Annotated in this window: 28 protein-coding genes and 1 riboswitch; of the genes, 16 read left to right on the forward strand and 12 right to left on the reverse strand. The window is 74.2% G+C overall.

Features of this window, described 5'->3' with window-relative positions:
- The first annotated feature begins 53 nt into the window (after window positions 1-53).
- Window positions 54-1,313 carry an AGE family epimerase/isomerase gene (locus ACO229_RS22910; RefSeq protein WP_423462902.1) on the forward strand — a complete coding sequence of 420 codons (1,260 nt, stop codon included), beginning with the start codon at window positions 54-56 and terminating at the stop codon, window positions 1,311-1,313.
- A 71-nt stretch (window positions 1,314-1,384) separates the two neighbouring features.
- Here the strand turns inward: ACO229_RS22910 and ACO229_RS22915 are convergent, their stop codons facing one another.
- From ACO229_RS22915 to ACO229_RS22930, 4 genes are read right to left on the reverse strand one after another with little or no spacing between them, the layout of a single operon-like run.
- Window positions 1,385-2,485, reverse strand: a complete 1,101-nt coding sequence (locus ACO229_RS22915; RefSeq protein WP_423462903.1) for a sulfate/molybdate ABC transporter ATP-binding protein — start codon at window positions 2,483-2,485, stop codon at window positions 1,385-1,387.
- The gene (locus ACO229_RS22920) at window positions 2,482-3,249 is read right to left on the reverse strand and encodes an ABC transporter permease (protein WP_423462904.1); all 768 of its coding nucleotides are present in this window, start codon (window positions 3,247-3,249) and stop codon (window positions 2,482-2,484) included. Before ACO229_RS22920 ends, ACO229_RS22915 begins: the two co-directional genes overlap by 4 nt.
- Window positions 3,246-4,004, reverse strand: a complete 759-nt coding sequence (modA, locus tag ACO229_RS22925) for a molybdate ABC transporter substrate-binding protein (RefSeq protein WP_397432306.1) — start codon at window positions 4,002-4,004, stop codon at window positions 3,246-3,248. The genes ACO229_RS22920 and modA overlap by 4 nt, the downstream gene beginning before the upstream one ends.
- A gap of 44 nt (window positions 4,005-4,048) precedes the next feature.
- Window positions 4,049-4,459 carry a TOBE domain-containing protein gene (locus tag ACO229_RS22930; protein WP_397413064.1) on the reverse strand — a complete coding sequence of 137 codons (411 nt, stop codon included), beginning with the start codon at window positions 4,457-4,459 and terminating at the stop codon, window positions 4,049-4,051.
- Window positions 4,460-4,559: 100 nt separating this feature from the next.
- Between ACO229_RS22930 and ACO229_RS22935 the strand changes: the two genes are divergently transcribed.
- From ACO229_RS22935 to ACO229_RS22945, 3 genes are all read left to right on the forward strand, one after another.
- Window positions 4,560-5,018: an RrF2 family transcriptional regulator gene (locus ACO229_RS22935; protein WP_397413065.1), complete on the forward strand. Its 459-nt coding sequence runs from the start codon at window positions 4,560-4,562 to the stop codon at window positions 5,016-5,018.
- A 212-nt stretch (window positions 5,019-5,230) separates the two neighbouring features.
- Entirely contained in the window at window positions 5,231-6,145 is a 915-nt protein-coding gene (locus ACO229_RS22940) for a sulfite exporter TauE/SafE family protein (RefSeq protein ID WP_397413066.1), read from the forward strand.
- A complete protein-coding gene (locus tag ACO229_RS22945) occupies window positions 6,142-6,639 on the forward strand; it encodes a molybdenum cofactor biosynthesis protein B (RefSeq protein ID WP_397432074.1) in 498 nt (165 codons plus the stop codon). The genes ACO229_RS22940 and ACO229_RS22945 overlap by 4 nt, the downstream gene beginning before the upstream one ends.
- Before the next feature lie 28 nt (window positions 6,640-6,667).
- Here the strand turns inward: ACO229_RS22945 and ACO229_RS22950 are convergent, their stop codons facing one another.
- Both ACO229_RS22950 and moaC read right to left on the reverse strand, forming a co-directional pair.
- Window positions 6,668-6,907 carry a MoaD/ThiS family protein gene (locus tag ACO229_RS22950; RefSeq protein WP_397413068.1) on the reverse strand — a complete coding sequence of 80 codons (240 nt, stop codon included), beginning with the start codon at window positions 6,905-6,907 and terminating at the stop codon, window positions 6,668-6,670.
- On the reverse strand, window positions 6,904-7,374 hold the full coding sequence (gene moaC / locus ACO229_RS22955; protein WP_397413069.1) for a cyclic pyranopterin monophosphate synthase MoaC: 471 nt from the start codon (window positions 7,372-7,374) through the stop codon (window positions 6,904-6,906). The genes ACO229_RS22950 and moaC overlap by 4 nt, the downstream gene beginning before the upstream one ends.
- Window positions 7,375-7,498: 124 nt before the next feature.
- On the opposite strand from moaC, the gene ACO229_RS22960 reads away from it, so the two are divergent.
- Complete coding sequence (locus ACO229_RS22960; protein WP_423462905.1) at window positions 7,499-8,269, forward strand: PAS and ANTAR domain-containing protein; 771 nt, start codon at window positions 7,499-7,501, stop codon at window positions 8,267-8,269.
- Here ACO229_RS22960 and ACO229_RS22965 read toward each other — a convergent pair.
- Window positions 8,258-8,539 carry a DUF4235 domain-containing protein gene (locus ACO229_RS22965; RefSeq protein ID WP_397413071.1) on the reverse strand — a complete coding sequence of 94 codons (282 nt, stop codon included), beginning with the start codon at window positions 8,537-8,539 and terminating at the stop codon, window positions 8,258-8,260. The two genes, ACO229_RS22960 and ACO229_RS22965, sit on opposite strands and share 12 nt — an antisense overlap.
- 37 nt (window positions 8,540-8,576) lie before the next feature.
- A riboswitch (TPP riboswitch) is annotated at window positions 8,577-8,682 on the forward strand.
- Between ACO229_RS22965 and ACO229_RS22970 the strand changes: the two genes are divergently transcribed.
- From ACO229_RS22970 to ACO229_RS22980, 3 genes are all read left to right on the forward strand, one after another.
- On the forward strand, window positions 8,677-9,765 hold the full coding sequence (locus tag ACO229_RS22970; RefSeq protein ID WP_423462906.1) for a thiamine ABC transporter substrate-binding protein: 1,089 nt from the start codon (window positions 8,677-8,679) through the stop codon (window positions 9,763-9,765). It overlaps the preceding riboswitch by 6 nt.
- Window positions 9,762-11,465, forward strand: a complete 1,704-nt coding sequence (locus ACO229_RS22975) for an ABC transporter permease (protein ID WP_423465335.1) — start codon at window positions 9,762-9,764, stop codon at window positions 11,463-11,465. Before ACO229_RS22970 ends, ACO229_RS22975 begins: the two co-directional genes overlap by 4 nt.
- Window positions 11,465-12,181 carry an ABC transporter ATP-binding protein gene (locus ACO229_RS22980; RefSeq protein ID WP_397432082.1) on the forward strand — a complete coding sequence of 239 codons (717 nt, stop codon included), beginning with the start codon at window positions 11,465-11,467 and terminating at the stop codon, window positions 12,179-12,181. Before ACO229_RS22975 ends, ACO229_RS22980 begins: the two co-directional genes overlap by 1 nt.
- 15 nt (window positions 12,182-12,196) lie before the next feature.
- Here ACO229_RS22980 and ACO229_RS22985 read toward each other — a convergent pair whose 3' ends face one another.
- Complete coding sequence (locus tag ACO229_RS22985; protein ID WP_423462907.1) at window positions 12,197-12,844, reverse strand: response regulator; 648 nt, start codon at window positions 12,842-12,844, stop codon at window positions 12,197-12,199.
- The gene (locus ACO229_RS22990; protein WP_423462908.1) at window positions 12,844-14,016 is read right to left on the reverse strand and encodes a sensor histidine kinase; all 1,173 of its coding nucleotides are present in this window, start codon (window positions 14,014-14,016) and stop codon (window positions 12,844-12,846) included. The genes ACO229_RS22985 and ACO229_RS22990 overlap by 1 nt, the downstream gene beginning before the upstream one ends.
- A gap of 165 nt (window positions 14,017-14,181) precedes the next feature.
- Between ACO229_RS22990 and ACO229_RS22995 the strand changes: the two genes are divergently transcribed.
- Entirely contained in the window at window positions 14,182-14,613 is a 432-nt protein-coding gene (locus ACO229_RS22995; RefSeq protein ID WP_397432086.1) for a DUF6069 family protein, read from the forward strand.
- Here ACO229_RS22995 and ACO229_RS23000 read toward each other — a convergent pair.
- Window positions 14,569-15,753 (reverse strand): PrsW family intramembrane metalloprotease, encoded by a 1,185-nt coding sequence (locus ACO229_RS23000; protein ID WP_397413075.1) that lies wholly within the window; start codon window positions 15,751-15,753, stop codon window positions 14,569-14,571. The genes ACO229_RS22995 and ACO229_RS23000 overlap by 45 nt on opposite strands.
- 74 nt (window positions 15,754-15,827) lie before the next feature.
- On the opposite strand from ACO229_RS23000, the gene ACO229_RS23005 reads away from it, so the two are divergent.
- A complete protein-coding gene (locus tag ACO229_RS23005) occupies window positions 15,828-16,592 on the forward strand; it encodes a copper homeostasis protein CutC (protein WP_423462909.1) in 765 nt (254 codons plus the stop codon).
- Window positions 16,589-18,304 (forward strand): glucose-6-phosphate isomerase, encoded by a 1,716-nt coding sequence (gene pgi, locus ACO229_RS23010; protein ID WP_423462910.1) that lies wholly within the window; start codon window positions 16,589-16,591, stop codon window positions 18,302-18,304. Before ACO229_RS23005 ends, pgi begins: the two co-directional genes overlap by 4 nt.
- Window positions 18,305-18,395: 91 nt before the next feature.
- Here pgi and ACO229_RS23015 read toward each other — a convergent pair whose 3' ends face one another.
- Window positions 18,396-19,514: a M20 family metallopeptidase gene (locus ACO229_RS23015; RefSeq protein ID WP_423462911.1), complete on the reverse strand. Its 1,119-nt coding sequence runs from the start codon at window positions 19,512-19,514 to the stop codon at window positions 18,396-18,398.
- Window positions 19,515-19,573: 59 nt separating this feature from the next.
- Window positions 19,574-19,927, reverse strand: coding sequence for a DoxX family protein (locus tag ACO229_RS23020; RefSeq protein ID WP_423462912.1), 354 nt, complete (start codon window positions 19,925-19,927; stop codon window positions 19,574-19,576).
- A gap of 125 nt (window positions 19,928-20,052) precedes the next feature.
- Between ACO229_RS23020 and ACO229_RS23025 the strand changes: the two genes are divergently transcribed.
- The 5 genes from ACO229_RS23025 to ACO229_RS23045 all read left to right on the forward strand — a co-directional run bounded on the left by ACO229_RS23025 (window position 20,053) and on the right by ACO229_RS23045 (window position 24,432).
- The gene (locus ACO229_RS23025) at window positions 20,053-20,451 is read left to right on the forward strand and encodes a winged helix-turn-helix transcriptional regulator (RefSeq protein WP_397432089.1); all 399 of its coding nucleotides are present in this window, start codon (window positions 20,053-20,055) and stop codon (window positions 20,449-20,451) included.
- Between the two features lie 56 nt (window positions 20,452-20,507).
- The gene (locus ACO229_RS23030; protein WP_397432091.1) at window positions 20,508-21,758 is read left to right on the forward strand and encodes a phosphotransferase; all 1,251 of its coding nucleotides are present in this window, start codon (window positions 20,508-20,510) and stop codon (window positions 21,756-21,758) included.
- Entirely contained in the window at window positions 21,755-23,218 is a 1,464-nt protein-coding gene (locus ACO229_RS23035) for a sensor histidine kinase (RefSeq protein ID WP_423462913.1), read from the forward strand. Before ACO229_RS23030 ends, ACO229_RS23035 begins: the two co-directional genes overlap by 4 nt.
- The gene (locus tag ACO229_RS23040; RefSeq protein WP_397413084.1) at window positions 23,215-23,880 is read left to right on the forward strand and encodes a response regulator transcription factor; all 666 of its coding nucleotides are present in this window, start codon (window positions 23,215-23,217) and stop codon (window positions 23,878-23,880) included. Before ACO229_RS23035 ends, ACO229_RS23040 begins: the two co-directional genes overlap by 4 nt.
- A gap of 126 nt (window positions 23,881-24,006) precedes the next feature.
- On the forward strand, window positions 24,007-24,432 hold the full coding sequence (locus ACO229_RS23045) for a hypothetical protein (RefSeq protein WP_397432094.1): 426 nt from the start codon (window positions 24,007-24,009) through the stop codon (window positions 24,430-24,432).
- The last annotated feature ends 61 nt before the right edge of the window (window positions 24,433-24,493 follow it).

Consider the following 24,493-nt stretch of genomic DNA (forward strand, 5'->3'; position numbering starts at 1 on the left):
GCGCCCTGGGACGACTTGCCGTCGTCACGCACCCCGCGGCTATCGTGGCGGGTGTGAACGCAGATATGACCCGCACCGGCGCGGAATCCACCAGCTCCCAGGCCGCAGGCATCACCGACTCCACGTGGCGCAGGGAGCACTTCGTGTCGCTGCTGCGTTTCGCCGAGGCGTCTCTCCGCAAGGACGGCGCGGCCTGCTGGCTCGACGACGCGGGCCGCCCGGACGCCTCGCACCCCGTCGAGACCTGGATCACGTCGCGGATGGCGCACATCTTCGCCGTCGGGCATCTGCTGGGGGTCGAGGGCGCGGGGGAGCATGCGGCTCGTGCGATCACCGGGCTGCGGGAGGTGCTCGCTGACGCCGAGTTCGGCGGGTGGCTCGCCTCGCGCGGGGAGGGCGACGACCTCGTCGGCACGAAGGAGGCCTACGCCCACGCGTTCGTGGTGCTGGCGGCGTCGACCGGCAAGGTTGCCGGCATCGCGGGCGCGGCCGAGCTGCTGACCGAGGCCCTCGCGGTGCTGGACGCACGATTCTGGGAGCCGGAGCATCAGCTGCACCTCGACGAGCGGAGCCGGGACTGGGCCTCGGCATCGGACTACCGCGGGGTGAACGCCAACATGCACTCCGTCGAGGCGCTGCTCGCCGCGCATGCGGCGACGGGTGACGGGCTGTGGCTGGACCGGGCGGCCGCGATCGGCGACCGGGTGGTGAGCTGGGCCGAGTCGAACGACTGGCGAATCCCCGAGCACTTCGACGCTTCCTGGCAGCCCCTGCTCGAGTACAACGCCGACCGCCCTCACGACCCGTTCAAGCCGTACGGTGCCACCCCCGGGCACGGGCTCGAGTGGGCCCGCCTGCTGCTGCAGATCGATGCGGAGGCAGGGACGGCCGGTCGTCGCACCCGGGCGGCGTCCGCGCTGTTCGAGCGTGCGGTGGAGGACGGCTGGGATGCCGAGCACGGTGGCGGCTTCGTCTACACCACGGACTGGTCGGGGACGCCCGTGGAGCCGCGGCGGTTCCACTGGGTCGCGGCCGAGGCGGTCGCCACCGCGAACGTGCTGGGCAGGGTCACCGGCGAGGAGCGCTACGTCCGGCTCGAGGGCGAGTGGTGGGGGTGGATCCAGGAGCACCTGATCGACGCCGCGCAGGGATCGTGGCACCACGAGCTCGACACGGAGAACCGCCCGTCGGGCCGCACCTGGATCGGCAAGCCTGACGTCTACCACGCCGCCCAGGCCGTCATCCTGTCCGAGCTGCCGCTGACGGGCTCGTTCGCCGCCTCCGCGCAGCAGGCCGGGCAGATCCTGGCCTGAGGCCTGAGGCCTGAGGCCTGAGGCCTGACGCCTGACGGCCGGCGGTGCTTCCGCTGAGCGCCGCTCGGGTGTCATGCCGGGTACAGGTCGACCTCGGTCGCCTTGACGGTGAACCAGACGGTGTCGCCGGGAGTGATCGCCAGATCGGCCGCCGCCTGCGGCGTGATGTCGGCGCTGAGCTGGCCGGCGCTGAGCTGGCCGGCCCGGACCCGTACGAGCCCGCTCTGCGGTTCGAGCGCGGTCACCTCGACCGGCCACGCGTTGCGCGGTGAGCCCGCGGTGCGCTCGGGAAAGATCGAGACGGCCGACGGGCGGAACGCGGCCGTCATCGTCGCTCCGGGCTGCGGTGCTGCCACCTGGTCCGCGGCCCCGCCGTCGTCGTGGAGCCGGCCCTGGACCAGGTCGCCGGTCGGGAGGCGGATCGCGCGCTCCGGGGCGGACCATGTGCCGGTCAGGATGTTCAGGCCCGCGATCCGGGCGGCGAAGGCGCTCCGCGGTCGGGAGAGCACCTCACGGGTGGGCCCCTGCTCGGTGACGCGACCGCCGTCGAGCACCACGACCCGGTCGGCGAGCAGGAGGGCGTCCAGCACGTCGTGCGTCGCGAGGAGCACCGTCCGCCCTGCGAGGACCTCCCACAGGAGATGGCGGAGCGCCGGGGTGACGTCGACGTCGAGGGCCGCCATGGGTTCGTCGAGGAGGAGGAGGCGCGGGTCTGCCGCCAGTGCGCGTGCCACGGCCACCCGCTGGGCCTGGCCGCCCGACACCTCGGCGGGCCGGCGGTCGGCGAGCTCGGGCAGGCCGATCCGGTCCAGCCACCGTGCGGCGTCCGCGGCCGCGGACCGCGGTGAGGCTCCTCGGGAGCGGGGGCCGAACGCGATGTTGTGCCGCACCGACAGGTGCGGGAACAGCAGCGGGTCCTGCGCCAGGAGGGCCACCTGCCGGGCGTGCGGCGGCACCCAGGCGCGGGTACGGCCCGCCTCGACCCGGGTGAGGGTGCGGCCGTCCAGCGTGACGTGGCCGTGGTGGGGGCGCAGCAGCCCGGCCGCCACGGACAGCAGCGTCGACTTGCCGGCGCCGTTCGGGCCGAGCAGGGCGACGGTCTCGCCGTCGGCCACCTCCAGATCGATCTGGACGTCGCGCTCGGGGACGTGCACGGAGAGGGAGAGGCTCACAGGGCGCTCCGGCTCCGCCGGGTCAGACCGATGACCAGCACCGCGACCACCACGAGGACGAGGGACAGCGCGACGGCGGCATCGGGGTCGGTCTCCCGCTGGAGGTAGATCTCGAGCGGCAGCGTCCGCGTCACGCCCTGGAGACTGCCCGCGAACGTGATGGTCGCGCCGAACTCCCCGAGGCACCGGGCGAAGGACAGCACGGTGCCGGACAGCAGTCCGGGCCACACCAGCGGCAGGGTCACCCGGAACAGGACGGTGCCGGGGCGGGCGCCCAGCGTGGCGGCGACGACGTCGTACCGGGTGCCGGCCGTGCGCAGCGAGCCCTCCAGGCTGATCACGAGGAACGGCAGGGCGACGAAGGTCTGCGCCAGCACGACGGCGGTCGTGGAGAAGGCGACCTGGACGCCGGCCACCTCCAGGGTCTGGCCCAGCAGACCGCGGCGGCCGAAGGTGTACAGGAGGGCGATGCCGCCCACCACCGGCGGCAGCACGAGCGGGATCAGCACCAGCGAGCGCAGCAGGTCGCGCCCGACGAAGCGTCCACGGGCAAGCACGAGTGCGAGCGGCACCCCGAGCAGCAGGCACAGCAGCGTGCTCACCGCCGACGTCCGCAGGCTCAGGAGCAGCGCGGCGACGGACGACTCGCTGGTGATCAGGGTCCAGAAGCTCGCCCAGTCCACACGGGCCGCCATCGCCGCGAGCGGGAGGAGCACCAGCAGGGCTCCGACCGCGGCGACCGCGGCGACCCACCGAGGGATCACGGTGCCGCGAAGCCGGCGTCGGCGAGGACGCGCTGCCCGTCCGCACCGAGCACGGCGTCGACGAACTCCTGCGCGAGCTCGGGCTCCTCGCTCCCGCCCAGCGCGGCGATCGGGTACACGTTGACCGCGCTGCCCGACTCCGGGAACTCGATGCCCTCGACCCGGTCGCCCGCGCCGCGCACGTCGGTGACGTAGACGAGCCCGGCGTCGGCCTCGCCGGTGGTCACCTTGTTGAGCACGTCGGTCACGCTCTGCTCCTCGCTGACGGGCGCGAAGGTCAGGCCGGACGCCTGCTCGACATGCTCCGTCGCGGCGCCGCAGGGCACCTCGGGCGCGCAGACCACGAGCTGCACGTCGTCGCCGGTCAGGTCGGCCAGCGACGCGATGCCGGCCGGGTTGCCCGGGGGTACGGCGATGGCCAGGGTGTTCGACGCGAAGTCGGCGGGCGGGCCGGCGAGCAGGCCGTCATCGACGAGCTTGTCCATGTTCGCGGTGTCGGCCGAGGCGAGCACGTCCGCCGGGGCGCCCTGCTGGATCTGGGCCACGAGGTCGGACGAGCCGGCGAACGACAGCTCGACGGAGACCCCCTCGTGCGCCGCCTCGAAGTCGGCGGCGATCTGCTCGAACGTACCGGTCAGCGACGCGGCGGCGTAGACGGTCAGGGTCCGCTCCCCGGCGTCGTCGGCCGCCGAGCCCGGGCCGGCGCACGACGCCAGGGCCACGGCGACGACGGCCGCCGCGATCGTGGTCATCATGCGGGTCGTCCCGCGGCGTACCGGCCTGTTCGCCATCGTGCCGCTCATGCGGAATCCCTCCGGTCCTCGGTCTCGATCACGACGTTCGTGGACTTGATGGCGGCCACCGCGACCGACCCGGGCTCCAGCCCGAGGTCGCGTACCGCCTCGCTGCTCATCAGCGAGACCACGCGGAACGGCCCGCACTGGAGCTCGACCTGGGCCATCACGGCGTCGGTGCGGATGTCGGTGACCAGGCCGACGAAGCGGTTGCGGGCCGAGCTGCGCAGACCTGACGGCAGGCCGGGGGGCGAGGCGTGCTCGCGGGCCACCATCGCCACCTCGTAGCCGTCGACCACCTTGCGGCCTGACGCATCCGTGTGCGCGCCGAGCAGCCCGCGGTCGATCCAGCGCCGCACCGTGTCGTCGCTGACGCCCAGGTACGCCGCCGCTTCTCTGATCCTCATCTGCGGCACGGAACGAACGCTAGCACCGTGCACGCGGATGCAGAACGACTGACCGCTCCTCATCTGCGGCCCGGAGCGCCGCCGCCGTCCTCCGAGAGAGAATGGGTCCATGAGGATCTCCGCACGAGCCGACTACGCCGTCCGAGCAGCCGCAGAGCTGGCGGCTGCCGACCACGACGGACCCGTGCGCGCCGAGGCGCTGGCTCGCGCGCAGGACATTCCGCACCGCTTCCTGGAGGGGATCCTGAGCGACCTGCGCCGCGACGGGCTCGTCACGAGCCACCGCGGGGCCGGCGGCGGCTACCGCCTGGCGCGGTCCGCCGACACGATCACGATCGCCGACGTCGTGCGCGCCGTGGACGGCCCGCTCGTCTTCGTCCGGGGCAACCGGCCCTCCGACCTGGAGTTCCAGGGCGCGGCCGCGCCCCTGCTGCACGTGTGGGTGGCCTTGCGGGCCAACGTGCGTGCCGTGCTGGAGGCGGTTTCTCTCGCCGACCTGGTGGCGGGCAACCTGCCGGACGAGGTCCGGGCGCTGACGCAGGGCGAGTCGGCCTGGGCCAACTCCTGACGGCGCCCGGAGCCGCCCGGGAGGCGTCCACATCCTGAGAATCGTCCGGCTGATCTTCTGACGGATCCCCGAGGGTTCGGGCCCCTCGTTCCGCATGCGCACTAATCCGATGTCTGAGATGCTTGTTGTTTCCGACCGGGATGGATGGATACTGGGAGAACCGCGCTCGCGCGGCCCTGTGCCGCACCCCCCGGACCTGGAAGGCAACGACCATGAGAACCCTGATCCTGCTAGCGCTCGTCGGCCTCGGCGCGCAGCTCGTGGACGGCAGTCTGGGCATGGCCTACGGCGTCACCTCCACGACGCTGCTGCTGGCGATCGGCACCAACCCGGCAGCCGCCTCGGCCACCGTTCACCTCGCCGAGATCGGCACCACGCTCGCTTCCGGCGCCTCCCACTGGCGCTTCGGCAACGTCGACTGGAAGGTCGTCGCCAAGATCGGTATCCCCGGCGCGATCGGCGCCTTCGCGGGCGCCACGTTCCTCTCGTCGCTGTCGACGGAGATCGCCGCCCCGGTGATGTCGATCATCCTGCTGGCGCTCGGCCTGTACGTGCTGCTGCGCTTCACGGTGCAGGGTCTGCCCACCCGTTCGGACAAGCCGCTGCGCAAGCGGTTCCTCGCCCCGCTCGGCCTCGTGGCGGGCTTCTTCGACGCCACCGGTGGCGGCGGCTGGGGCCCGGTGGGTACGCCCGCGATCCTGGCCAGCGGCCGCCTGGAGCCCCGCAAGGTGATCGGCTCGATCGACACCAGCGAGTTCCTCGTGGCGATCGCCGCCAGCGTCGGCTTCTTCGTGGGCCTGTCGGGTGAGGGCATCGACTTCACCTGGGTGCTGGCGCTGCTCATCGGCGGCCTGATCGCCGCGCCGATCGCCGCCTGGCTCGTGCGCCTCGTGCCGCCGCGCATCCTCGGGTCGCTCGTGGGTGGCGTCATCGTGCTCACCAACACGCGCACCCTGCTCAACAGCGACTGGATCGCCGCCACGGACCCCGTGAAGATCCCCGTCTACGTGGTGATCTGGCTGGGCTGGGCTGCCGCCGTCTTCTGGTCGGTGCGGGCGCACCGGCGTGCCAAGGCCCTGGAGTCCGAGCAGTCCCCGGAGCCGGAGGCCGATAGCGTGTCGGCATGACGTCCGACCACGTAGCGGTGATCACCGTCTCCGACCGTTGCGCGCGCGGCGAGGCCGAGGACCGTTCCGGCCCCACCGCCGTGTCGCTCCTGCGCCAGGCGGGCCACACCGAGGTGCGCACCTACCTGGTGCCCGACGGCGTCGAGCCGGTCCGCGGAGTGCTGCGGACCGCGCTCGACGACGGCGCCCGGCTGGTGGTGACCACGGGCGGTACGGGTATCACGCCCCGCGACCTCACCCCTGAGGGCACGGCCGAGGTGCTCGAGTACCAGATCCCCGGCATCGCGGAGTCGGTGCGGCAGCAGGGGGTCGCCGCCGGGGTGCCCACGGCCGTGCTCTCCCGCGGGCTCGCCGGCGTCGCCCGGTCGGGTGACGGGGCGCGCGCGCTCGTCGTGAACCTGCCGGGATCCTCCGGCGGCGTGCGCGACGGGCTCCAGGTGGTGCTCACGCTGTGGCCCCACGTGCGGTCCCAGCTCGACGGCGCCGACCACTGAGCCCGCGACGGCGCGGAGCCCGGCCGGCTCAGCCGCCCGCGAAGGGCGGCAGCACGTCCACGGTGACCCCGTCCGGCACCGGCGCGGCACCGTCCGTCGTCCGTGCCCCTGCGACGAGCAGGGCACAGCGCGGCAGCACGTCGCCGAGGCCCGGGTGTGCGCCGGCCAGGGCGGCGCGGAGGGCGGCGACCGAGGTCGGCCCGTCGACCTGTTCGGTGGGGAGCCCGGCCGCCTCGCGGGCACCGGCGAAGTAGCGGACGGTGATCATGCGCCGCGCACCCAGTCGCCGGACTTGCCGCCCGTCTTGCGCTCCAGGCGCACGTCCGCGAGCGAGACGGACTTGTCGAGCCCCTTGACCATGTCGACGACGGCCAGGCCGGCGACCGCCACGGCCGTCAGCGCCTCCATCTCGACACCCGTGCGGTCGGCGGTGCGCACGGTCGCCGTGATCTCGACGCCGTCGTCGGTCACCACGAGGTCCACCGCGGCGCCGTGCACGCCGATCACGTGCGCCAGCGGCAGCAGCTCGGGTGTCCGCTTGGCGGCCGCGATGCCCGCGATGCGGGCCACGGCCAGGACGTCGCCCTTGGGTACGGCGCCGTCCCGCAGGGCCCGCACGACGTCGGGGGTGCAACGCACCGTGCCCGAGGCGGTGGCGGAGCGGACCGTCGGCTGCTTGGCGGTGACGTCGACCATGCGGGCCTGGCCGCGGTCGTCCAGATGCGTGAAGCTCACGGGACCAGGGTGCCACGAGCGCTCCGGTGCCCGTTCGGCTGTCCGAAGTATCCGAACTGTTCTAAGGTGGTTGGTCTCGGAGTCATGAAGCGGCTCCAGGTCCCCTCGGATCTGGGAGGTTCACATGTCCCCCGACAAGAAGCACGGTCTCGCCCTCGTGGACGGCGGCGACGTCCCGTCCGCCCTGCCGCGGGTCGCGCCCGGCGAGCTGGCGGACGCCCTCGGCATCGGGACCAACCTGCTGATCGGCCGGTACCGCGTAGGCCTGGCAACCGGCGACTGGTGGTGGTCCGACGAGGTCTACACCATGCACGGCTGGCGGCGGCACGAGGTGGAACCCGGCCTCGACGCGCTACGTTCCCGCAAGCACCCTGACGACCGCCTCCGGGTGGTGCGCGCCGCCAGCGAGGCCCTGCGGGTCGGCCGGCCGTTCGCCTGCGCCCACCGCATCGTCGACAAGAACGGGCGCACGCGATCGGTCGTGGTCATCGGCCAGGGGCAACGTCGAGAATCCGGCGGAGGCCCCGAGGTGGCGGGCTACGTGCTGGACGTGACGCCGGTCCAGAAGGAGGCGCTGAACCGCCGCTCGGCCGGGGCGGTCCAGCGCGCGTTCGTCAGCCAGGCGGCGATCGAGCAGGTCAAGGGCGTCATCGTCGCGGTACGCGGAGTGGACGAGGCGACCGCCGACGCGACCCTGCGCGAGGTCGCCGCCACCGTCGGCGTACCCCTGCGTCTCGCGGCGGACCAGGTCATGGCCGCGCTCCGCGCCGACGACGAGAAGGCGGGGGTGACGCAGGCCGCGCTGACGCGCGCGCTCGACGCCGTCCAGCCGGTGGGGCGGCCGCGGAGCCATGACGCGCTGCTGACCCGGCGGCCGCGCCGGTCACACCGCTGAGCGACGCGCCGCGATACGCAGTGCGGCGGTGTGCGCGCCCTTCGCGGCCAGGCGCTTGGCGAACACCGCCGTGCCGGCCGCGACGGCCGCGAACACCGTCGCCTGCACCAGGTCCAGCTCCGGGTCGTCCGGCTTGTTGGGCGCGTCGTTGCCGGTCACACCCTTCCAGATCATGCTGACCGCCTTCTGCGCGACCCAGCCGGCCGCGATAGTCAGAGCGAGGGTGCCGACCTTCTCGGCGAGTGTCTGTTCCGTCTCAATCTGGGCCACCTCTACACCGTAGCCCCCGACGGCGGACTAGGCTGCACGGAAACGACAGGGGAGCGCCCCGACGGCGCTGAGAGTGCGGAGAACCGCAGACCCTTGAACCTGATCCGGTTCACACCGGCGGAGGAAGTCGAGGCACGATGTTGCGTCTTTCCGGTGCCCCCAGGGGCGCCTTCCACAGCGCTACGGTCGGCGGCGCGGTCGCCATGGCACTCCTGGTCGCCGGCTGCGCCGGCGGTTCGGGCGGTACCGGTTCCGAGGACACCACGTCGGCAGGCGCGGCGTCGGGCACCGTGACGCTGGTGACCCACGACTCGTGGGCACTGGACGAGAAGCTGGTGGACCGGTTCGAGCAGGAGTCGGGCCTGACCGTCGAGGTCAGTGCGGCGGGCGACGCCGGGACGCTCGTGAACCAGCTGGTGCTGACCAAGGACGCGCCGCTGGGCGACGCCGTGTTCGGCATCGACAACACGTTCGCCTCCCGCGCGCTGGAGGCCGGGGTGGTCGAGGAGTACACGCCGGAGGGCCTGCCCGAGGGCGTCGAGCAGGTGGGCGGTGCGCTCACACCGGTCGACCAGGGCGACGTGTGCGTGAACGCCGACGAGGCGTGGTTCGAGGAGTCGGGCCTGGAGGTGCCGAAGACCCTGGAGGACCTCGCCGACCCCGAGTACGAGGACCTGCTCGTGGTGACCAACCCGGCGACGTCGTCCCCGGGGCTCGCGTTCCTGCTGGCGACGATCGGCGCGTTCGGCGAGGACGGGTTCGAGGACTACTGGGCGTCGCTCGTGGACAACGGCGTCAAGGTCGCCGACTCGTGGGAGGACGCCTACTACGTGGACTTCTCCGGGGCGGGCGAGGGCGGTGAGCGGCCGCTGGCGCTGTCGTACGCGACGTCGCCCGCGTTCACCGTGACCGAGGACGGCGCCGCGTCGACCACCAGCGCGCTGCTGGACACCTGCTTCCGGCAGGTCGAGTACGCGGGCGTGCTGGCCGGCTCCGACAACCCCGAGGGCGCCCGCGCCCTGGTGGACTTCCTGCTCACCGAGGACGTGCAGGCCGCCCTGCCGGAGTCGATGTACATGTACCCGGCCGATGCCTCGGTGGAGCTCCCCGCCGACTGGCAGAAGTTCGCGCCGCAGGCCGAGGCACCGTTCGAGGTGGACCCGGCCGACGTGAGCGAGCACCGCGACGAGTGGATCGAACGGTGGACCGAGACGGTCGTGGGCTGAGCCGGACGCCGACGGACCGGCCCCGGCGCGGCCCGCGGCTCGCACCGTTCCTGTGGGGAGCGGCGGTCGCCGTCCCCCTGGCCTTCCTCGGCGTCTTCTTCGCGTGGCCGGTGGTCGCGCTCGTCGTGCGGGGCTTCGTGCCCGACGGCGCGCTCGACCTCACCGGGTTCACCGAGGTGCTGTCCCGGCCGCGCACCTGGCGGCTCGTGGGGCTCACGCTCACCCAGGCGGTGCTCGGCACGGTGTTCTCGGTGCTGCTCGGCCTGCCGCTCGCCTACCTCCTGTACCGGCGGTCGTTCCCCGGGCGCACCCTGGCGCGCGGGCTGGTGACGGTGCCGTTCGTGCTGCCGGCCGTCGTGGTCGGCGTCGCGTTCCGCGCGCTGTTCGCGCCCAGCGGCACCCTCGGGTTCCTCGGGCTCGAGGAGTCGCTCGCCGGGATCGTCGTCGCGCTCGTCTTCTTCAACGTGTCGGTGGTGGTGCGCACCGTGGGCGGGCTGTGGGAACGGCTCGACCCCCGCGCCGAGGAGGCCGCGGCCTCGCTCGGCGCGGGACCCGCCCGGGTGTTCCGCACCGTCACCCTGCCCTCGCTCGCGCCCGCGATCACGTCCGCGGCCTCGGTGGTCTTCCTGTTCTGCGCCACCGCGTTCGGGGTGGTGCTCGTGCTCGGCGGCGTGCGGTACGGGACCATCGAGACCGAGATCTGGACCCGCACCACCCAGTTCCTGGACCTGCAGGCGGCCTCCGTGCTCTCGATCCTGCAGCTCGTGGTCATCTCGGGCGCCCTGGCCGTCTCCGCGCGGGCCCGACGGCGCCGCGAGGCCGCCCTGCACCTCGTCTCGGCGCGCCGGACGGCACGCCCCCTGTCCTGGCGCTCGCCCGCCGACGCCGCCGCGGCGCTCGCGGGCATCGTGATCGTCGCCGGGCTCATCGTGCTGCCCCTGGCCGGCCTGGTGGCCCGCTCGTTCCGTGAGCCCGACGGCTCCTGGGGACCCGGTAACTACCTCGCGCTCGGCACCACCGGCGAGCGCAACGCCCTGGTCGTCACCGTCTGGGAGGCCACGGCCACCTCGCTGCGGATCGCGCTGGCCGCCACGGTGATCGCGCTGGTCGTGGGCGGGCTCGTCGCCCTCGTCGTGTCCCGTCGGCCCCGGTCGGTGGGGGCGCGGCGCGCCGTCGGGACGCTCGACGGCCTGTTCATGCTGCCTCTGGGCGTGTCCGCGGTGACCGTCGGCTTCGGGTTCCTGATCACCATGGACCAGCCGGTGCTCGGCGTCGACCTGCGCACCTCGGGGTTGCTCGTGCCGGTGGCCCAGGCCGTCGTGGCCGTGCCGCTCGTGGTGCGCACCGTGCTGCCGGTGCTGAGGGCCATCGACCCCCGTCTGCGCGAGGTCGCCGCCGTGCTCGGCTCCGGGCCCGGGCGCGTGCTGCGCACCGTGGACCTGCCGATCGCCCTGCGGTCGGTCGGGCTGGCCACCGGGTTCGCGTTCGCGGTGTCGCTCGGCGAGTTCGGCGCCACGTCGTTCCTCGCGCGGCCCGACGGTGCCACCCTGCCGGTCGTGATCTACCGGCTCATCGGGCGGCCCGGGGCGGAGAACTACGGGATGGCGCTCGCGGCGTCCGTGGTGCTGGCCGCGCTGACCGCGACGGTGATGATGGTGGCGGAGCGACTGCGCGACGACCGCGCGGGAGGGGAGTTCTGATGGCGGGGCTGGAGGTCCGGGACGTCTCTGTCCGGTACGGCGGCACGACGGCCGTGGACGGCGTGACGCTGGCCGTCGAACCCGGCGAGGTGGTGGCGCTGCTCGGGCCGAGCGGCTGCGGCAAGTCCTCCCTGCTGCGGGCCGTGGCCGGGCTGGAGCCGCTGGCCGGCGGGCACGTGCTGTACGACGGCGCCGACCTCGCCGGGGTGCCCGTGCACCGGCGCCGGTTCGGGCTGATGTTCCAGGACGGACAGCTCTTCCCGCACCGGGACGTGCGGCGGAACGTGGCCTACGGGCTGGAGACCCTGCCCCTGACCCGCCAGGAGCGGGACGAGCGGGTCGCCGCCCTGCTGGACCTCGTGGGGCTCGCCGGGTACGAGCAGCGGTCGGTGCCCACCCTGTCCGGCGGCGAGCAGCAGCGGGTGGCCCTGGCGCGCGCCCTGGCGCCGCGGCCCCGGCTGCTGCTGCTCGACGAGCCGCTGTCGGCGCTCGACCGGCAGCTCCGCGAACGCCTGGCCGGCGAGGTGCGGGCCGCGCTGGTGGAGACCGGGACGACGGCGGTGTTCGTGACGCACGACCACGCCGAGGCCTCCGCGGTGGCCGACCGGGTGGGCGTCATGGACCGGGGCCGGCTGCTCCAGGTGGCGGCGCCCCAGGAGCTGCGCACCGCGCCGGCGTCGGACCGGGTGGCCGAGTTCCTGGGGTTGCGCGGCTGATCCGGACCGGTCGGGTCAGACCGCGCCGGCCTGCTGGACCAGCAGCGCCACCTGCGTGCGGTTCTCCACGCCGAGCTTGAGCAGCACGTTCGACACGTGCGCCTTCACCGTCGGGACGCTGAGGTAGAGGCGCCGGCCGATCTCGGCGTTGGACGAGCCACGCCCGATCTCCAGGGCGACGTCGCGCTCGCGGCCCGTCAGGCGGTCCAGGGCCTGCCGGGCCTCCCGCACCTCGCCGCCCCCGGCGGCGACCGTGTCCATCAGGCGGCGGGTGATGTCGGGCGCGAGCACCGGCTCGCCGCCCGCGGCCGCGCGGACCGCTGCGGCGATCCGCGCCGGCGGCATGTCCTTGAGCAGGTAGCCGGCCGCCCCGGCGCGCAGCGCACCCGCCACCTCGGTGTCCGTGTCGAACGTGGTGAGCACGACGACGGCGGGCGGTGACGGCCGGGCGCGCACCCGGCGGGTGGCCTCGATGCCGTCGACGCCGGGCATCCGCAGGTCCATCAGCACCACGTCGGCCGCGTGCGCGTCGAGCACCTGCGCCACGTCCCCGCCGTCGGCGGCCTCACCGACCACGCGGATCCCCTCGGCGCCGTCGAGCATGAGGCGCAGGCCCGCGCGCACCAGGGCGTCGTCGTCGACGATCACGAGGCGGGTCTCCATCAGGCCCACGGTATCCGCGCCTCCAGGACGAAACCAGCAGGTGAGCGGCCTGCGTCGAGCGTGCCGTCCAGGAGCTCGACGCGTTCGCGCAGGCCGACCAGCCCGGTGCCGGCCTCACCGGCCGCGGCCCGCGCGGGGCCGTCGTCGGCCACGACCACCCGGACCGCGTCCGCACGGGTGGCCACCGTGACACGGACGGCCGCGCCCGGCGCGTGACGTCGGGCATTGGTGAGGCCCTCCTGGACCACACGGTAGGCGGCCGTCGCGACCGGAGGTGACGGCTCGTCGCCGCGCCCGGCGGCCGATCGGTCGTCGGTCTGGTCCAGCACCACGGTGGCGCCCACGGAGCGGGCCGCGTCCACGAGCCCGGGGATGTCGTGGAGCGTGGGCGGCGGGGCGAGCTGTTCCACGCCGCCGCGCAGGAGGCGCACCAGCCGGCGCAGGTCCTCCAGGGCCTCGGCGGCGCCGGTGCGCACCCGCCCGGCCGCCGCGGCGAGCTGGTCCGGGGGAGCGTCCGGCCGGTACTCGACGGCGCCCGCGGTCGCGGCCAGCAGGGACAGCCGGTGCCCGAGCGCGTCGTGCATCTCGGCGGCGATCCGGTTGCGCTCGCCGGACCGGGCGGCCTCCAGCGCCTGCTCCCGGTCGGCCTCGGCGCGGTGGGCGCGGGCCCGCAGGTCGGCCAGGAGCTGGGCGCGGGCCTGCAGGTAGGCGCCCCAGCCCAGGAGCGCGGCGTGGACGGCGGCGTCGCACAGGAGCCACCAGCCGTAGGGGAACGCCGGCGGTCGCCACAGGCCCTGCACCGCGTGCGCCGCGGCGCTCGCCGCCGCCACGAGGACCGCGGTGCGCAGTGGCGACCACCGGGCGATCTGCAGCACCCCGGACGTCGCGGCCGGCGTGGCGCCCGGCGAGAGCACCGACAGCGCCGCCAGGACGAGCGCGGCGGGCACCGAGCGGCGGGCCCACATCAGCGGCAGCAGTGCCAGCGAGGTCACTGCGACCGTCAGGTCCAGGAGACGCAGGGGCAGCGCGTCGCCCCCGCTCGCCTGGCGGGAGAGCACCGTGGTGAGGGTCAGCACCCCGAGCAGCACCATGGCCAGAGCCACGGAACGGCGCGAGGAACGCGCGTGCTCGGCGTCGTCGGGCGGGAAGTTCCGCGGATCACCAGTCGTCATGCCGGCGACACTACGGACGCGCCCCGGCGTCGGACACCGACCTTGGTCGGGGATTCCGCTACCGAAGGGTGACCCGGCTCGGTACCCCGGTCGGATGCCCCGGTCGTGGTCGCGCCGGGAGGCTGTGACCAGGCACGACGGACGTGCCGAGAAGGAGAAGGACGCATGGCCGAGAACCTGGTGACCCGTAGCCCGTGGCCCGCCTGGGCAGTGCCGCTCGCCGCCGCCGTCGCCGCCGTGGCGGTCTGGCTCGTCGGCGCGGCGCTCGGCGTCGACCCGCAGGCGCGGGCCGGGGCGAGCACCCAGCCGGTGACCGTCGTCGCCGCGGCGGTGGCCGCGCTCGTGGCCGGCCTCGCCGGCTGGGGCGTACGGGCGGTCATCGCGCGCCTGACCAAGGGCGGCGGCGAGGTGGCATGGCTGGTGCTGTGCGGCGTGGCCCTGCTCGTGTCGCTCACCGGAGCAGCGGGCGGCACCACGCCCGCCACGGTCGCGCTCCTGACGACCGAGCACCTGGTGGTCGGCGTGATCGTGGCCGTGGGGCTGCGCCGCTGGTCAGGGCTGGCCCGGCGGGCGGAAGCCGCTCGCGCCCCACGGTGACGCAGGCGGGTGCGGCAGCCGCGCGACGAACGCGGCCCGGGCCTGCTGCATGACCCACACCAGGTACTGCCGCTGCTGCTCCAGGCCGTGCGGGTCGAGGTCGCGCTGCGCCCCGGCCCGCTGGTGCAGCAGGGCCAGCTCGGTGGCGGCCTGCTGGTAGTCGGTCATGGCGCGCTCGGCCTGCCGCCCGCCCGCCGCGCGCGCCCAGCTCCGGGCCGCGCGGCGGCCCGGCAGGCTGGACAGCATGCGCAGGTCGTCGTTCGTGACGATGCCGATCGGGCCGTACAGCGGCAGGTAGTGCCCGATGAGCTGGACGATCCGACGGCGGTCGCGCGCGAGGATCACGATCAGCGCGACGAGCACGGCGAAACCGACGAGGTAGGCCCCGGCGAGGCCCAGGATGCCGAACTTCGTCGAGCCGTTCCACAGGCTGTGGAGAACCATCGCGCCGAGCAGACCGTAGAGCGGGGCCCGCCGGCGCAGCGGACCGGGGCCCGCCAGCGCGGCCACGGCCACGCCGATGCCGGTCATCGCGGTGCACAGCGGGTGCAGCAGCGGCGAGACGATGGCACGCAGCACGAACACGTACCCGAGCTGGTCCGACTCGAGCGCGTCCACGAAGTACTGGACGTTCTCCGTCGCGGCGAAGCCCAGGCCCACCATCGCGGCGTAGATGACGCCGTCGGTCGGGCCGTTCAGCTCCTGGCGGCGCCACCACAGCATGCCGAAGAGCACCGCGCCCTTGAGCAGCTCCTCGACCACCGGCGCGCCGAACGTCGCGACGAGGTACCAGCCCTCCTCCTCGCCCGTGAGCTCGGTCTCGGTGAGGAGCGACAGCCCGAGGGTGTTGAGGATGCTCGCGAAGAGTGCCGCCACGCCCGCGCCCCACAGGAACGCGAACACCAGGGCGTTCGGCGGCTCCGGCTCGAGCCGGTCCAGCGCGAGCACGAGCGGCAGCCAGACGGCCACCGGCAGCAGCGCCAGCAGCAGCCCGACGACGAACGACGCGCCACCCGTGAGCGCGTCGAAGGCCAGGATGACCAGCAGGCAGACCGAGGCGAAGACGATCCCGACGATCACTCCGACGGGGGCACGTCCGGGAGCGCGCCCCTGGAGGATCGCACTGGGATCGATGGCCATGCCATGGGACCCTACCGACTCGGCCCCCGTGACGGCGGGCGAACGCGCACCTCCCGCACGGCTACGCTGGCGCCGTGCCCCCACGTGTCGCGCTCGAGCTCGCAGTCCAGGACCCCGCCGGGGCGGTGATCGCCGCGGGCGTCGGCGCCCGGCGCGTCGAGCTCTGCTCCGCGCTCGGCGCCACCGGCGGCATCACGCCCAGCGCCGGGCTCGTCGAGGCGGTGGTCGCTGCCGCCGCGGTCGTCCCGGCGTCCGACAGCGCGCCGATCCTCGAGGTGCACGTGCTGGTGCGGCCCCGGCCCGGGGGTTTCGTGTACTCGGACGCGGAGACCGACCTCATGCTCCGCGACGTCACGCTCGCCGTCGACGCCGGGGCCGACGGGGTCGTCGTGGGCGCGCTCACGCCGTCGGGCGAGGTGGACGTGGCGCGTGTGCGCGAGCTGGTCGCGGCCGCCGAGGACGCCGAGGTGACGTTCCACCGGGCGCTGGACGTCGTGGCCGACCCGGTCGCCGCGCTCGACGTGCTCGCCGAGCTGGGCGTGGCGCGCGTGCTCACCTCCGGCGGCGCCGCCCGCGCGGCTGACGGGCTGGAGCGGCTGGCCGCGCTCGTCGAGCGCAGCGCCGAGGTGGGCATCGAGATCATGGCCGGCGGCGGCGTGACGGCGGCGGACGTACCCGCGCTGCTCGGTGTGGGCGTGGACGCGGTGCACCTGTCCGCCAAGCGCACCGTGGTCGACGCCGCCGGCCCCGGCGGCGGGGGTGAGACCGGCTACGAGGTGACGGATCAGACACTCGCCGAGGCTGCGGCGCAGGCTCTCCGCACTACGGTTGAGTCATGACCTCAGAGCCGGGCCGTGTGCCTGTCGACGCCACCACCACCAACGCCTGGGGCTCGCTCACCGAGCTCTCCAAGAACCTCCGGCCCGACCTGCGCGGCTGGTTCGCCGCCGACCCGGACCGCGCCGCGCGCCTGAGCCACCAGGCCGCAGACCTGCACGTCGACCTCTCGAAGAACCTGGTCACGGACGAGGTGCTCGCCGCGCTCCTCGCCCTGGCCGACGAGGTGGGCCTCGCGGAGCGCCGCGCCGCCATGTTCGCGGGCGAGCACATCAACGTCACCGAGGACCGCGCCGTGCTGCACACCGCGCTGCGCCGCCCGTCGGACGAGCCGCTGACCGTCGACGGCCAGGACGTCACGGCCGACGTCGCCGACGAGCTCGCCAAGGTGTACGCCTTCGCCGAGAAGGTCCGCTCCGGGGAGTGGACCGGTGTCACGGGCGAGCCCGTGCGCACGATCGTCAACATCGGCATCGGCGGCTCCGACCTCGGCCCCGTCATGGCCTACGAGGCGCTGGAGCCCTACGTCCAGGACGGCCTGGAGGTGCGGTTCGTCTCCAACATCGACCCCACCGACGTGGCGCAGAAGACCGCCGACCTCGACCCGACGACCACCCTGTTCATCGTCGCGTCCAAGACCTTCGGCACCCTGGAGACCCTCACCAACGCGCGGCTCGCCCGCGACTGGCTGTGGCGCTCGCTGGTCGCCGCCGGCGCCATCGAGGACTCCGAGGACGGGCGCGCGGACGCCGTCGCCAAGCACTTCGTCGCCGTGTCCACCGCCCTGGACAAGGTCGAGGCGTTCGGCATCGACCCCGCCAACGCGTTCGGGTTCTGGGACTGGGTGGGCGGCCGCTACTCCGTCGACTCGGCCATCGGCACCTCGCTCGCCGTGGCGATCGGCCCGGACGCCTTCGCCGACTTCCTCGGCGGCTTCCACGCGATGGACGAGCACTTCCGGACCCAGCCGTTCGAGAGCAACGTGCCCGCGCTGATGGGCCTGCTCAACGTCTGGTACACGAACTTCCGCGACGCGCACACGCACGCCGTGCTCCCGTACGCGCAGCAGCTCCACCGGTTCCCGGCCTACCTCCAGCAGCTCACCATGGAGTCGAACGGCAAGTCCGTGCGCTGGGACGGCACGCCCGTCACCACCGGCACCGGCGAGGTCTTCTGGGGCGAGCCCGGCACCAACGGGCAGCACGCGTTCTACCAGCTCATCCACCAGGGCACGCGGCTGATCCCGGCCGACTTCATCGCCGTGGCCAACCCCGCCTACCCGCTGGCCGACGCGGTGGGCGACGGCGGCGCCGTCGAGGCGGGGGCCGACGTGCACGGCCTGTTCCTCGCGAACTTCTTCGCGCAGACCAAGGCCCTGGCGTTCGGCAAGACGGCGGACGAGGTGCGTGCCGAGGGCGTCGCCGAGGAGCTGGTCTCCGCCAAGGTGTTCAGCGGCAACCGGCCGACGACGTCGATCCTCGCCCCCGCGCTGACCCCGTCCGTGCTGGGTCAGCTCGTGGCGCTGTACGAGCACATCACGTTCGTGCAGGGCGTCGTGTGGGGCATCGACTCGTTCGACCAGTGGGGCGTGGAGCTCGGCAAGAAGCTCGCGCTGGAGATCGCCCCGGCGGTCGCCGGCGACGAGGCGGCGCTCGCGGCGCAGGACCCCTCGACGGCGGCCCTCATCGCGAAGTACCGCGAGCTGCGCGCCTGAGGCGACCGCACTCGCACCGGTAGCCCGTCAGGCCGCGTTGCCTGACGGGCCTACCGCTGCCTACTGGGGTGCCCGTCGCACCTGGCGACGGTCACCGGGCGGGACTGTCCGCCACCAGGTCCACGACCAGGGCGCGGAGCAGCGCGGTGCGATCGGGGACGCGCCCGACCAGCACGTGCTCGTCGTCGGCGTGCGCGCCGCCGCCCACGGCGCCCAGGCCGTCCAGCGTGGGCGTGCCGACGCCCGCGGTGAAGTTCCCGTCGGAGGCCCCGCCCACGGCGACGCCGGTGAGCGGCGGCAGACCGGCGTCCGCCGAGAGCCGCTGCGCCCGGGTGAACAGGTCGGCGGACAGCGCCCGCTCCAGCGGCGGCCGGTTGATCCCTCCCTCGATCTCCACGACCGCCCCGGGCAGCACCGGCGCCAGCGCACGCAGGGCGGCGTCGACCCGCACCTGCTCGGCCGCGGTCCGCGCCCGGACGTCCACGGCGAACGACGCGTCCGCCGGGACGGTGTTGCGCGTGGTGCCCGACGTCGCGTCGGTCGGGGTCACGGTGGTGCCGACGGCGAGATCGCCCAGCGCGGCGACGGCGAGCACCTGGTGCGCCAGCTCGACCGATGCGTTCACGCCCTTCTCCGGCTCCAGGCCGGCGTGCGCCGCCCGTCCCTTGATCACCACCCGGTAGATCGACGTGCCCTTGCGCTCCAGCTTGAGCGCGCCGCCGTCGGCCGACGCCTCGAGGACCAGCGCGGCCGTCGCGCCCCGGGCCTCGTCCTCGATGAGGGCCTGCGACGACGGGGAGCCGAGCTCCTCGTCGCCGGTCACCAGCAGGGTGACCCCGGTGCGGTCGTCGAGCGAGGCCAGCACGTGCAGCGCCATGGCCAGGCCGGTCTTCATGTCGAAGCTGCCAGGGCCCCGCAGCACCCCGTCGACGATCTCGAACGGGTGCGTGCGCAGCGAGCCGACCGGCCACACCGTGTCGTGGTGCGCCAGCACCAGCACGCGTGTGGGGCCGCCGAGCCGCCACCGCAGGTGGATCCCGAGCCGTTCGGGTGCCACGCCCAGCAGGCCCGTGCCGAGCCGGGCCACGAGGTCGGCCGAGCGGGCCAGGGCGTCGGGGTCCGACGACGGCGACTCCTGCTCCACCAGGGTCCGCAGGTCTGCGAGCAGGGCGTCGGTGGCGGGCAGGTCCGGGTGCGGGTCGTAGGCCATGGACCGACCGTAGCCGCCGGGCCCGAGAGGGTGCCCGGACGGCTCGGCGGCCCGGTGGCTCAGAGCGAGAGCAGCCGCAGCACGAACGCCGCGGCCGAGAGCACCAGCAGGCCCCCGGTCGGTGCCATGCCCGGCCAGTCCTTCGCCCGGGCGTGGGTGATGACGGCACCGAGGAAGTACACGACGAAGCAGCCCGTGGCGGCGATGCCGATCGGCGCCCACCAGATCCCGGCGAGGGTGCCGAGGGCGCCCGCCACGAGCAGCGACCCGAGCACCGGGATCAGCCGCCGTGGCACGCCGAGCGTGGTGGTGAGCGGCTCGACGACCTGCGGGTTGCCCGTGAGCTTGCTGTACCCGCTGAACGCGGTGACCAGGATCAGGAGCGCCGAGACGATGACAGAAGCGACGAACACGTGTCCTCCGGAGAGATGGCCGGGCCGGGCCCGGCAAGGAGCGGCCGCCCGTCCGGGCGCCCGGTGCATCGTGCGCCACCGGAGACACCTTGCCAAGGGGCAGGTTAGTGACTGACCATGGGTAAGTGACTGCCGAGGCGACCAGGAGCGCACCCCGTACCCCCGTGGCGAGCCCGGAGGACGGGGACGACTGCCGGCTCTTCCAGCGCACCGTCGAGCTGGCCGGGCGGCGCTGGTCCGGCGCCATCCTGTTCGCGGCGGTGGCGGGTGCCCGGCGGTTCGTCGAGTACCGGCGGGCCGTGCCCGGGATCTCCGACCGGCTGCTGACGCGGCGGCTGCGCGAGCTGGAGCGGCAGGGGTTCATCACCCGCGAGGTGGTGCCGACCATGCCCGTGCAGATCAGCTACACCGCGACGCCGGCGGGCGCCGAGCTGATCACCGCCCTGCGGCCGCTGGGCGAGTGGGGTGTCCGGCACCGTGACGTGCTCGAGGCGCTGGAGGCCGAGCAGGAGAGCGTGGGTTAGAGGATTCTCATCCGGATGAGCGGGCTCCCGGGCCGCCCGGCTGCGAGGATGGCGAGGTGAACACCCACCTCGACCTGCTCACCGGCGACTCCGCCGCGGGGCTCCTCGACGCCGCCGTGGCGACGGCCGGCGGCGAGCTCGTGGACTGGCGGGTGCGTCAGGTGGACCACCGTCCCGGCTCGACCACGACGGTGGCGTACCGGGCGACGGTCCGCTGGGACGGCGTGGCCCGCTCCGAGACGCTCGGCGCGAGCGTCGGCCGGGCCCGCGACAGCAGCAAGCCGGGCGTGGTCACGCTGTCGGACGGCGACGCGACCGTCGCGGTGTGGCGGTTCCCGGACGACCCGGCGCTGCCCGCGCTGCCCGGGGCGTTCGACCCGGCGGGTGTGGAGGAGCTGCTGGCGGGGCTCGGCGTGGGGCACCAGGCCCGGGCGCACCCCGAGCTCACGGTGCGGGCCTACCGCCCCACCCGGCGTGCGGTGATCGAGGCCCGCGCGGCGGCCGCCCGGGTGTTCCTCAAGGTACTGCGCCCGCGCAAGGTCGCCGACCTGCACCGACGGCACGAGCTGCTGTCCCGGGCCGGGCTCCCGGTGCCACGGCCGCTCGGCTGGTCCGACGACGGCCTGCTGATGCTGTCCCCGCTGCGTGGCACCGAGATGCGGGCCGCCGTCCGGGACGGGGCGCGGATCCCGTCGCCCGACGAGGTGCTGGACCTCCTCGACCGGCTGCCCGGCGAGGTGCGTGACCTGCCGCGCCGCCCCGCGTGGAGCGAGTCGGCCGAGCACTACGCGGGCGTGATCGGGGCCGCGCTGCCGGCCGAGGCCGGCCGGGCCGCGGACCTGGCGGGTGCCGTCGGGGAGCGGCTCGCGGAGCGCGGCACCGGCACCGACCCCACGCACGGTGACCTCTACGAGGCGCAGATCATGCTCACCGACGGCCGCATCACCGGGCTGCTCGACGTCGACTCCGCGGGCCCCGGGCACCGTGCCGACGACCTGGCCTGCCTGGTGGCGCACCTGGACGTGCTGTCGCTGGTGCGCGGCACGGACCCGGCCCGGACCGCCTCCGCGGCCCGGATGCGCCGGCTCGCGGCGGACTACGCCGCCGCGTTCGCGGCCGCGCCGCGCGGCCGGGGCGCCGACCGTGGCGACCTGTCGGCCCGCGTCGCCGGGGTGCTGCTGTCGCTGGCCACGGGCCCGCACCGCGTCCAGGAGCGCGGCTGGCAGGACGCGACCTCGCGCCGGCTGGACGCCGTGGCCGCGTGGCTCGACGGGTCGCGGCTCGCCGCGGGCGTGGGCACGGCATGAGCCTGAGCCGTCCGTCGGTCCGGGCCAAGGTGGTGGGCGTGGTGGTGGCGGTGACCGCCATCGGCCTGCTGGGGGCGGGGCTGCTCACGCACGCCATCCAGTCCCAGCAGATCATGGACGACATCTCCGAGGACTTCGACCAGGAGGTCAGCGAGCTGCAGCGGCTCGCCGTCGACGGCGTGGACCCCGAGACGGGGGAGGACTTCCACGGTGCCGGGCGGCTGATGAGCGTCGCCATGGAGCGGAACGTCCCGGGCACCAACGAGATGTTCGTCAGCTACCTGGACGGCAGGCACCAGCAGTCCAACCCGCCGACGTCGTCCCGCGTGGTGGTCGAGAGCGCCGTCGTGCAGGACGTGGTGGACGGGCTCACGCCGCAGTCGGAGCGGACCGTCCAGCAGGAGATCGACACCGAGGTCGGCCGGGTGTGGTTCGTCGTCGTGCCCGTGACCGTGCCGGACCGGCAGGAGGTGGGCGCGTACGTCATGGCGGCCGCCCTGGACCGGTCGCTGGAGGCCGAGAACGCGGTGATGCGCACGTACGCGATCGTGTGCTCGGTCGCGCTGGTGGCCCTGGGGCTGTTCGCATGGGTGGTCGTCAGCCGCCTGCTGCGGCCGCTGCGCCAGCTCAGCGCCACTGCCACCCGGGTCACCGAGACCGACCTGTCGCAGCGCGTCCCTGTCGCCACCGACGACGACCTCGGCGAGCTCGCCGGGGCGTTCAACACGATGCTCGACCGGCTGTCGACCGCGATCGAGACCCAGCGCCGCTTCCTGGACGACGCCGGGCACGAGCTCCGCACGCCGCTGACCGTGCTGCGCGGCCACCTGGAGGTGCTCGACCCGGACGACCCCGCGGACGTGCGCGAGACCCGGGACCTCCTGCTCGACGAGACCTCCCGGATGGGGCAGATCGTGGAGGAGCTCGTGCTGCTCGCCAAGGCCGAACGGTCCGACTTCGTGACCCCCGCCCCGGTGGACCTGGGCCGGTTCACCGACGACGTGCACGACAAGGCGCGCGCCCTCGGGCCGCGACGCTGGGTCGTGGACGCGCGGGCCGACGCCGAGGTGGTCGCCGACGCGCACCGCCTCACCCAGGCCGTGCTCCAGCTCGCGGACAACGCCGTGAAGTTCACCGGTCCCGACGACGAGGTCGGCATCGGCACCCAGGTGGTCGACCGTCCGTCCGGCCGCGTGGTGCGGCTCTGGGTGCGGGACACGGGCCCGGGCGTCCCGCCCGAGGACGCGGAGCGGATCTTCGACCGGTTCGCCCGGGGCACCACCACGGGTGGCGTACCCGGGTCGGGGCTCGGCCTGGCGATCGTGCGGGCCATCGCGCAGGGCCACGGCGGGGACGTCGTCGTCGACCGGTCCGACGGCGGCGGCGCGCGGTTCGTCATGACGTGGCCCGCCGGCCCGTCCCCGGTACCTCAGGGTGAGACCACGACGGAGGCGGCGTGAACCAGATCCTGATCGCGGAGGACGAGGAGCGCATCGCGCAGTTCGTCCGCAAGGGGCTCAAGGCGCACGGCTTCCAGCCCACCGTGGTGTCGGACGGCGCGTCGGCGCTCGCGCACGCCATGTCGGGCGGCTACGACCTCATGGTGCTGGACATCGGGCTGCCCCTGCTGGACGGGTTCACGGTGCTGCAGCGGCTGCGCGACGTCGGCTCCACGCTGCCCGTGGTGATCCTCACCGCACGGGACTCGCTGTCCGACCGGGTGGCGGGACTGGAGGGCGGGGCGGACGACTACATGTCCAAGCCGTTCGGGTTCGACGAGCTCCTCGCGCGGATCCGGTTGCGGCTGCGCCGGGCCACCGCCGAGGGGGCGGCGTCCGACCGGCTGGAGCACGGCGGCGTCAGCCTGGACCTGCGGACCCGGACCGCGACCGCGGCCGGGCGCGAGGTGGAGCTGTCGGCGCGGGAGTTCGCGCTCGCCGAGGTCTTTCTCCAGCACCCCGGTCAGGTCATGTCGCGCGAGCAGCTCCTGTCCCGCGTGTGGGGGTACGACTTCGACCCCGGCTCCAACGTGGTGGACGTGTACGTGCGGTACCTGCGCAAGAAGCTGGGTGCCGACCGGATCGAGACCGTGCGCGGCGCGGGCTACCGGTTCCGGGGCTGAGGGAAGATGGTCGGGGGAAACATGAGAGCCGTCTCATCGGGGTCTCCTCGTCACCTCATCCCCGGGGAGCAGACTCGTCGTCAGGAGGCACCCGGGACGGGTGCCGCGAGAACGGAGGTCACCGAGATGAAGCCGTCGACCATGAAGAAGCGCTGGGCCGTCGTCGGGGCGGCAGCCGTGATCGGCGTCGCGGGTGCGAGCACCGCCGCGGCCCTGAACGACCCGGCCCCGCGGACCGAGGCCGCCGCAGCCGTCTCCCTCACGGGTTCCACCGCGTCGGACGGTGGCGCCGACGCGGCCACGGACCCGTCGCCGGAGTCGGCGGACTCGCCCAACGAGTCGGCCCGGGACACGCCCGGCTCGGCGCAGTCGGCAGACTCGCCCGGCGACGCGAACTACGACCCCTCGCCGGAGTCGGCGGACTCGCCCAACGAGTCGGCCGTCGACACCGCGGGCTCGGCGCAGTCGGCAGACTCGCCGGACGACGCCAACTACGCCGGCGACCAGGACGACACCCCGGGCGACGACACCCCGGACGACGCGAACGACTGAGCCGGAGCCACCTCCCCGTACCAGAGCCTCAGGTCACCCGGGTGACCTGAGGCTCTGACAT

This window comes from Promicromonospora sp. MS192, assembly GCF_049532985.1.
GTDB lineage: Bacteria > Actinomycetota > Actinomycetes > Actinomycetales > Cellulomonadaceae > Promicromonospora.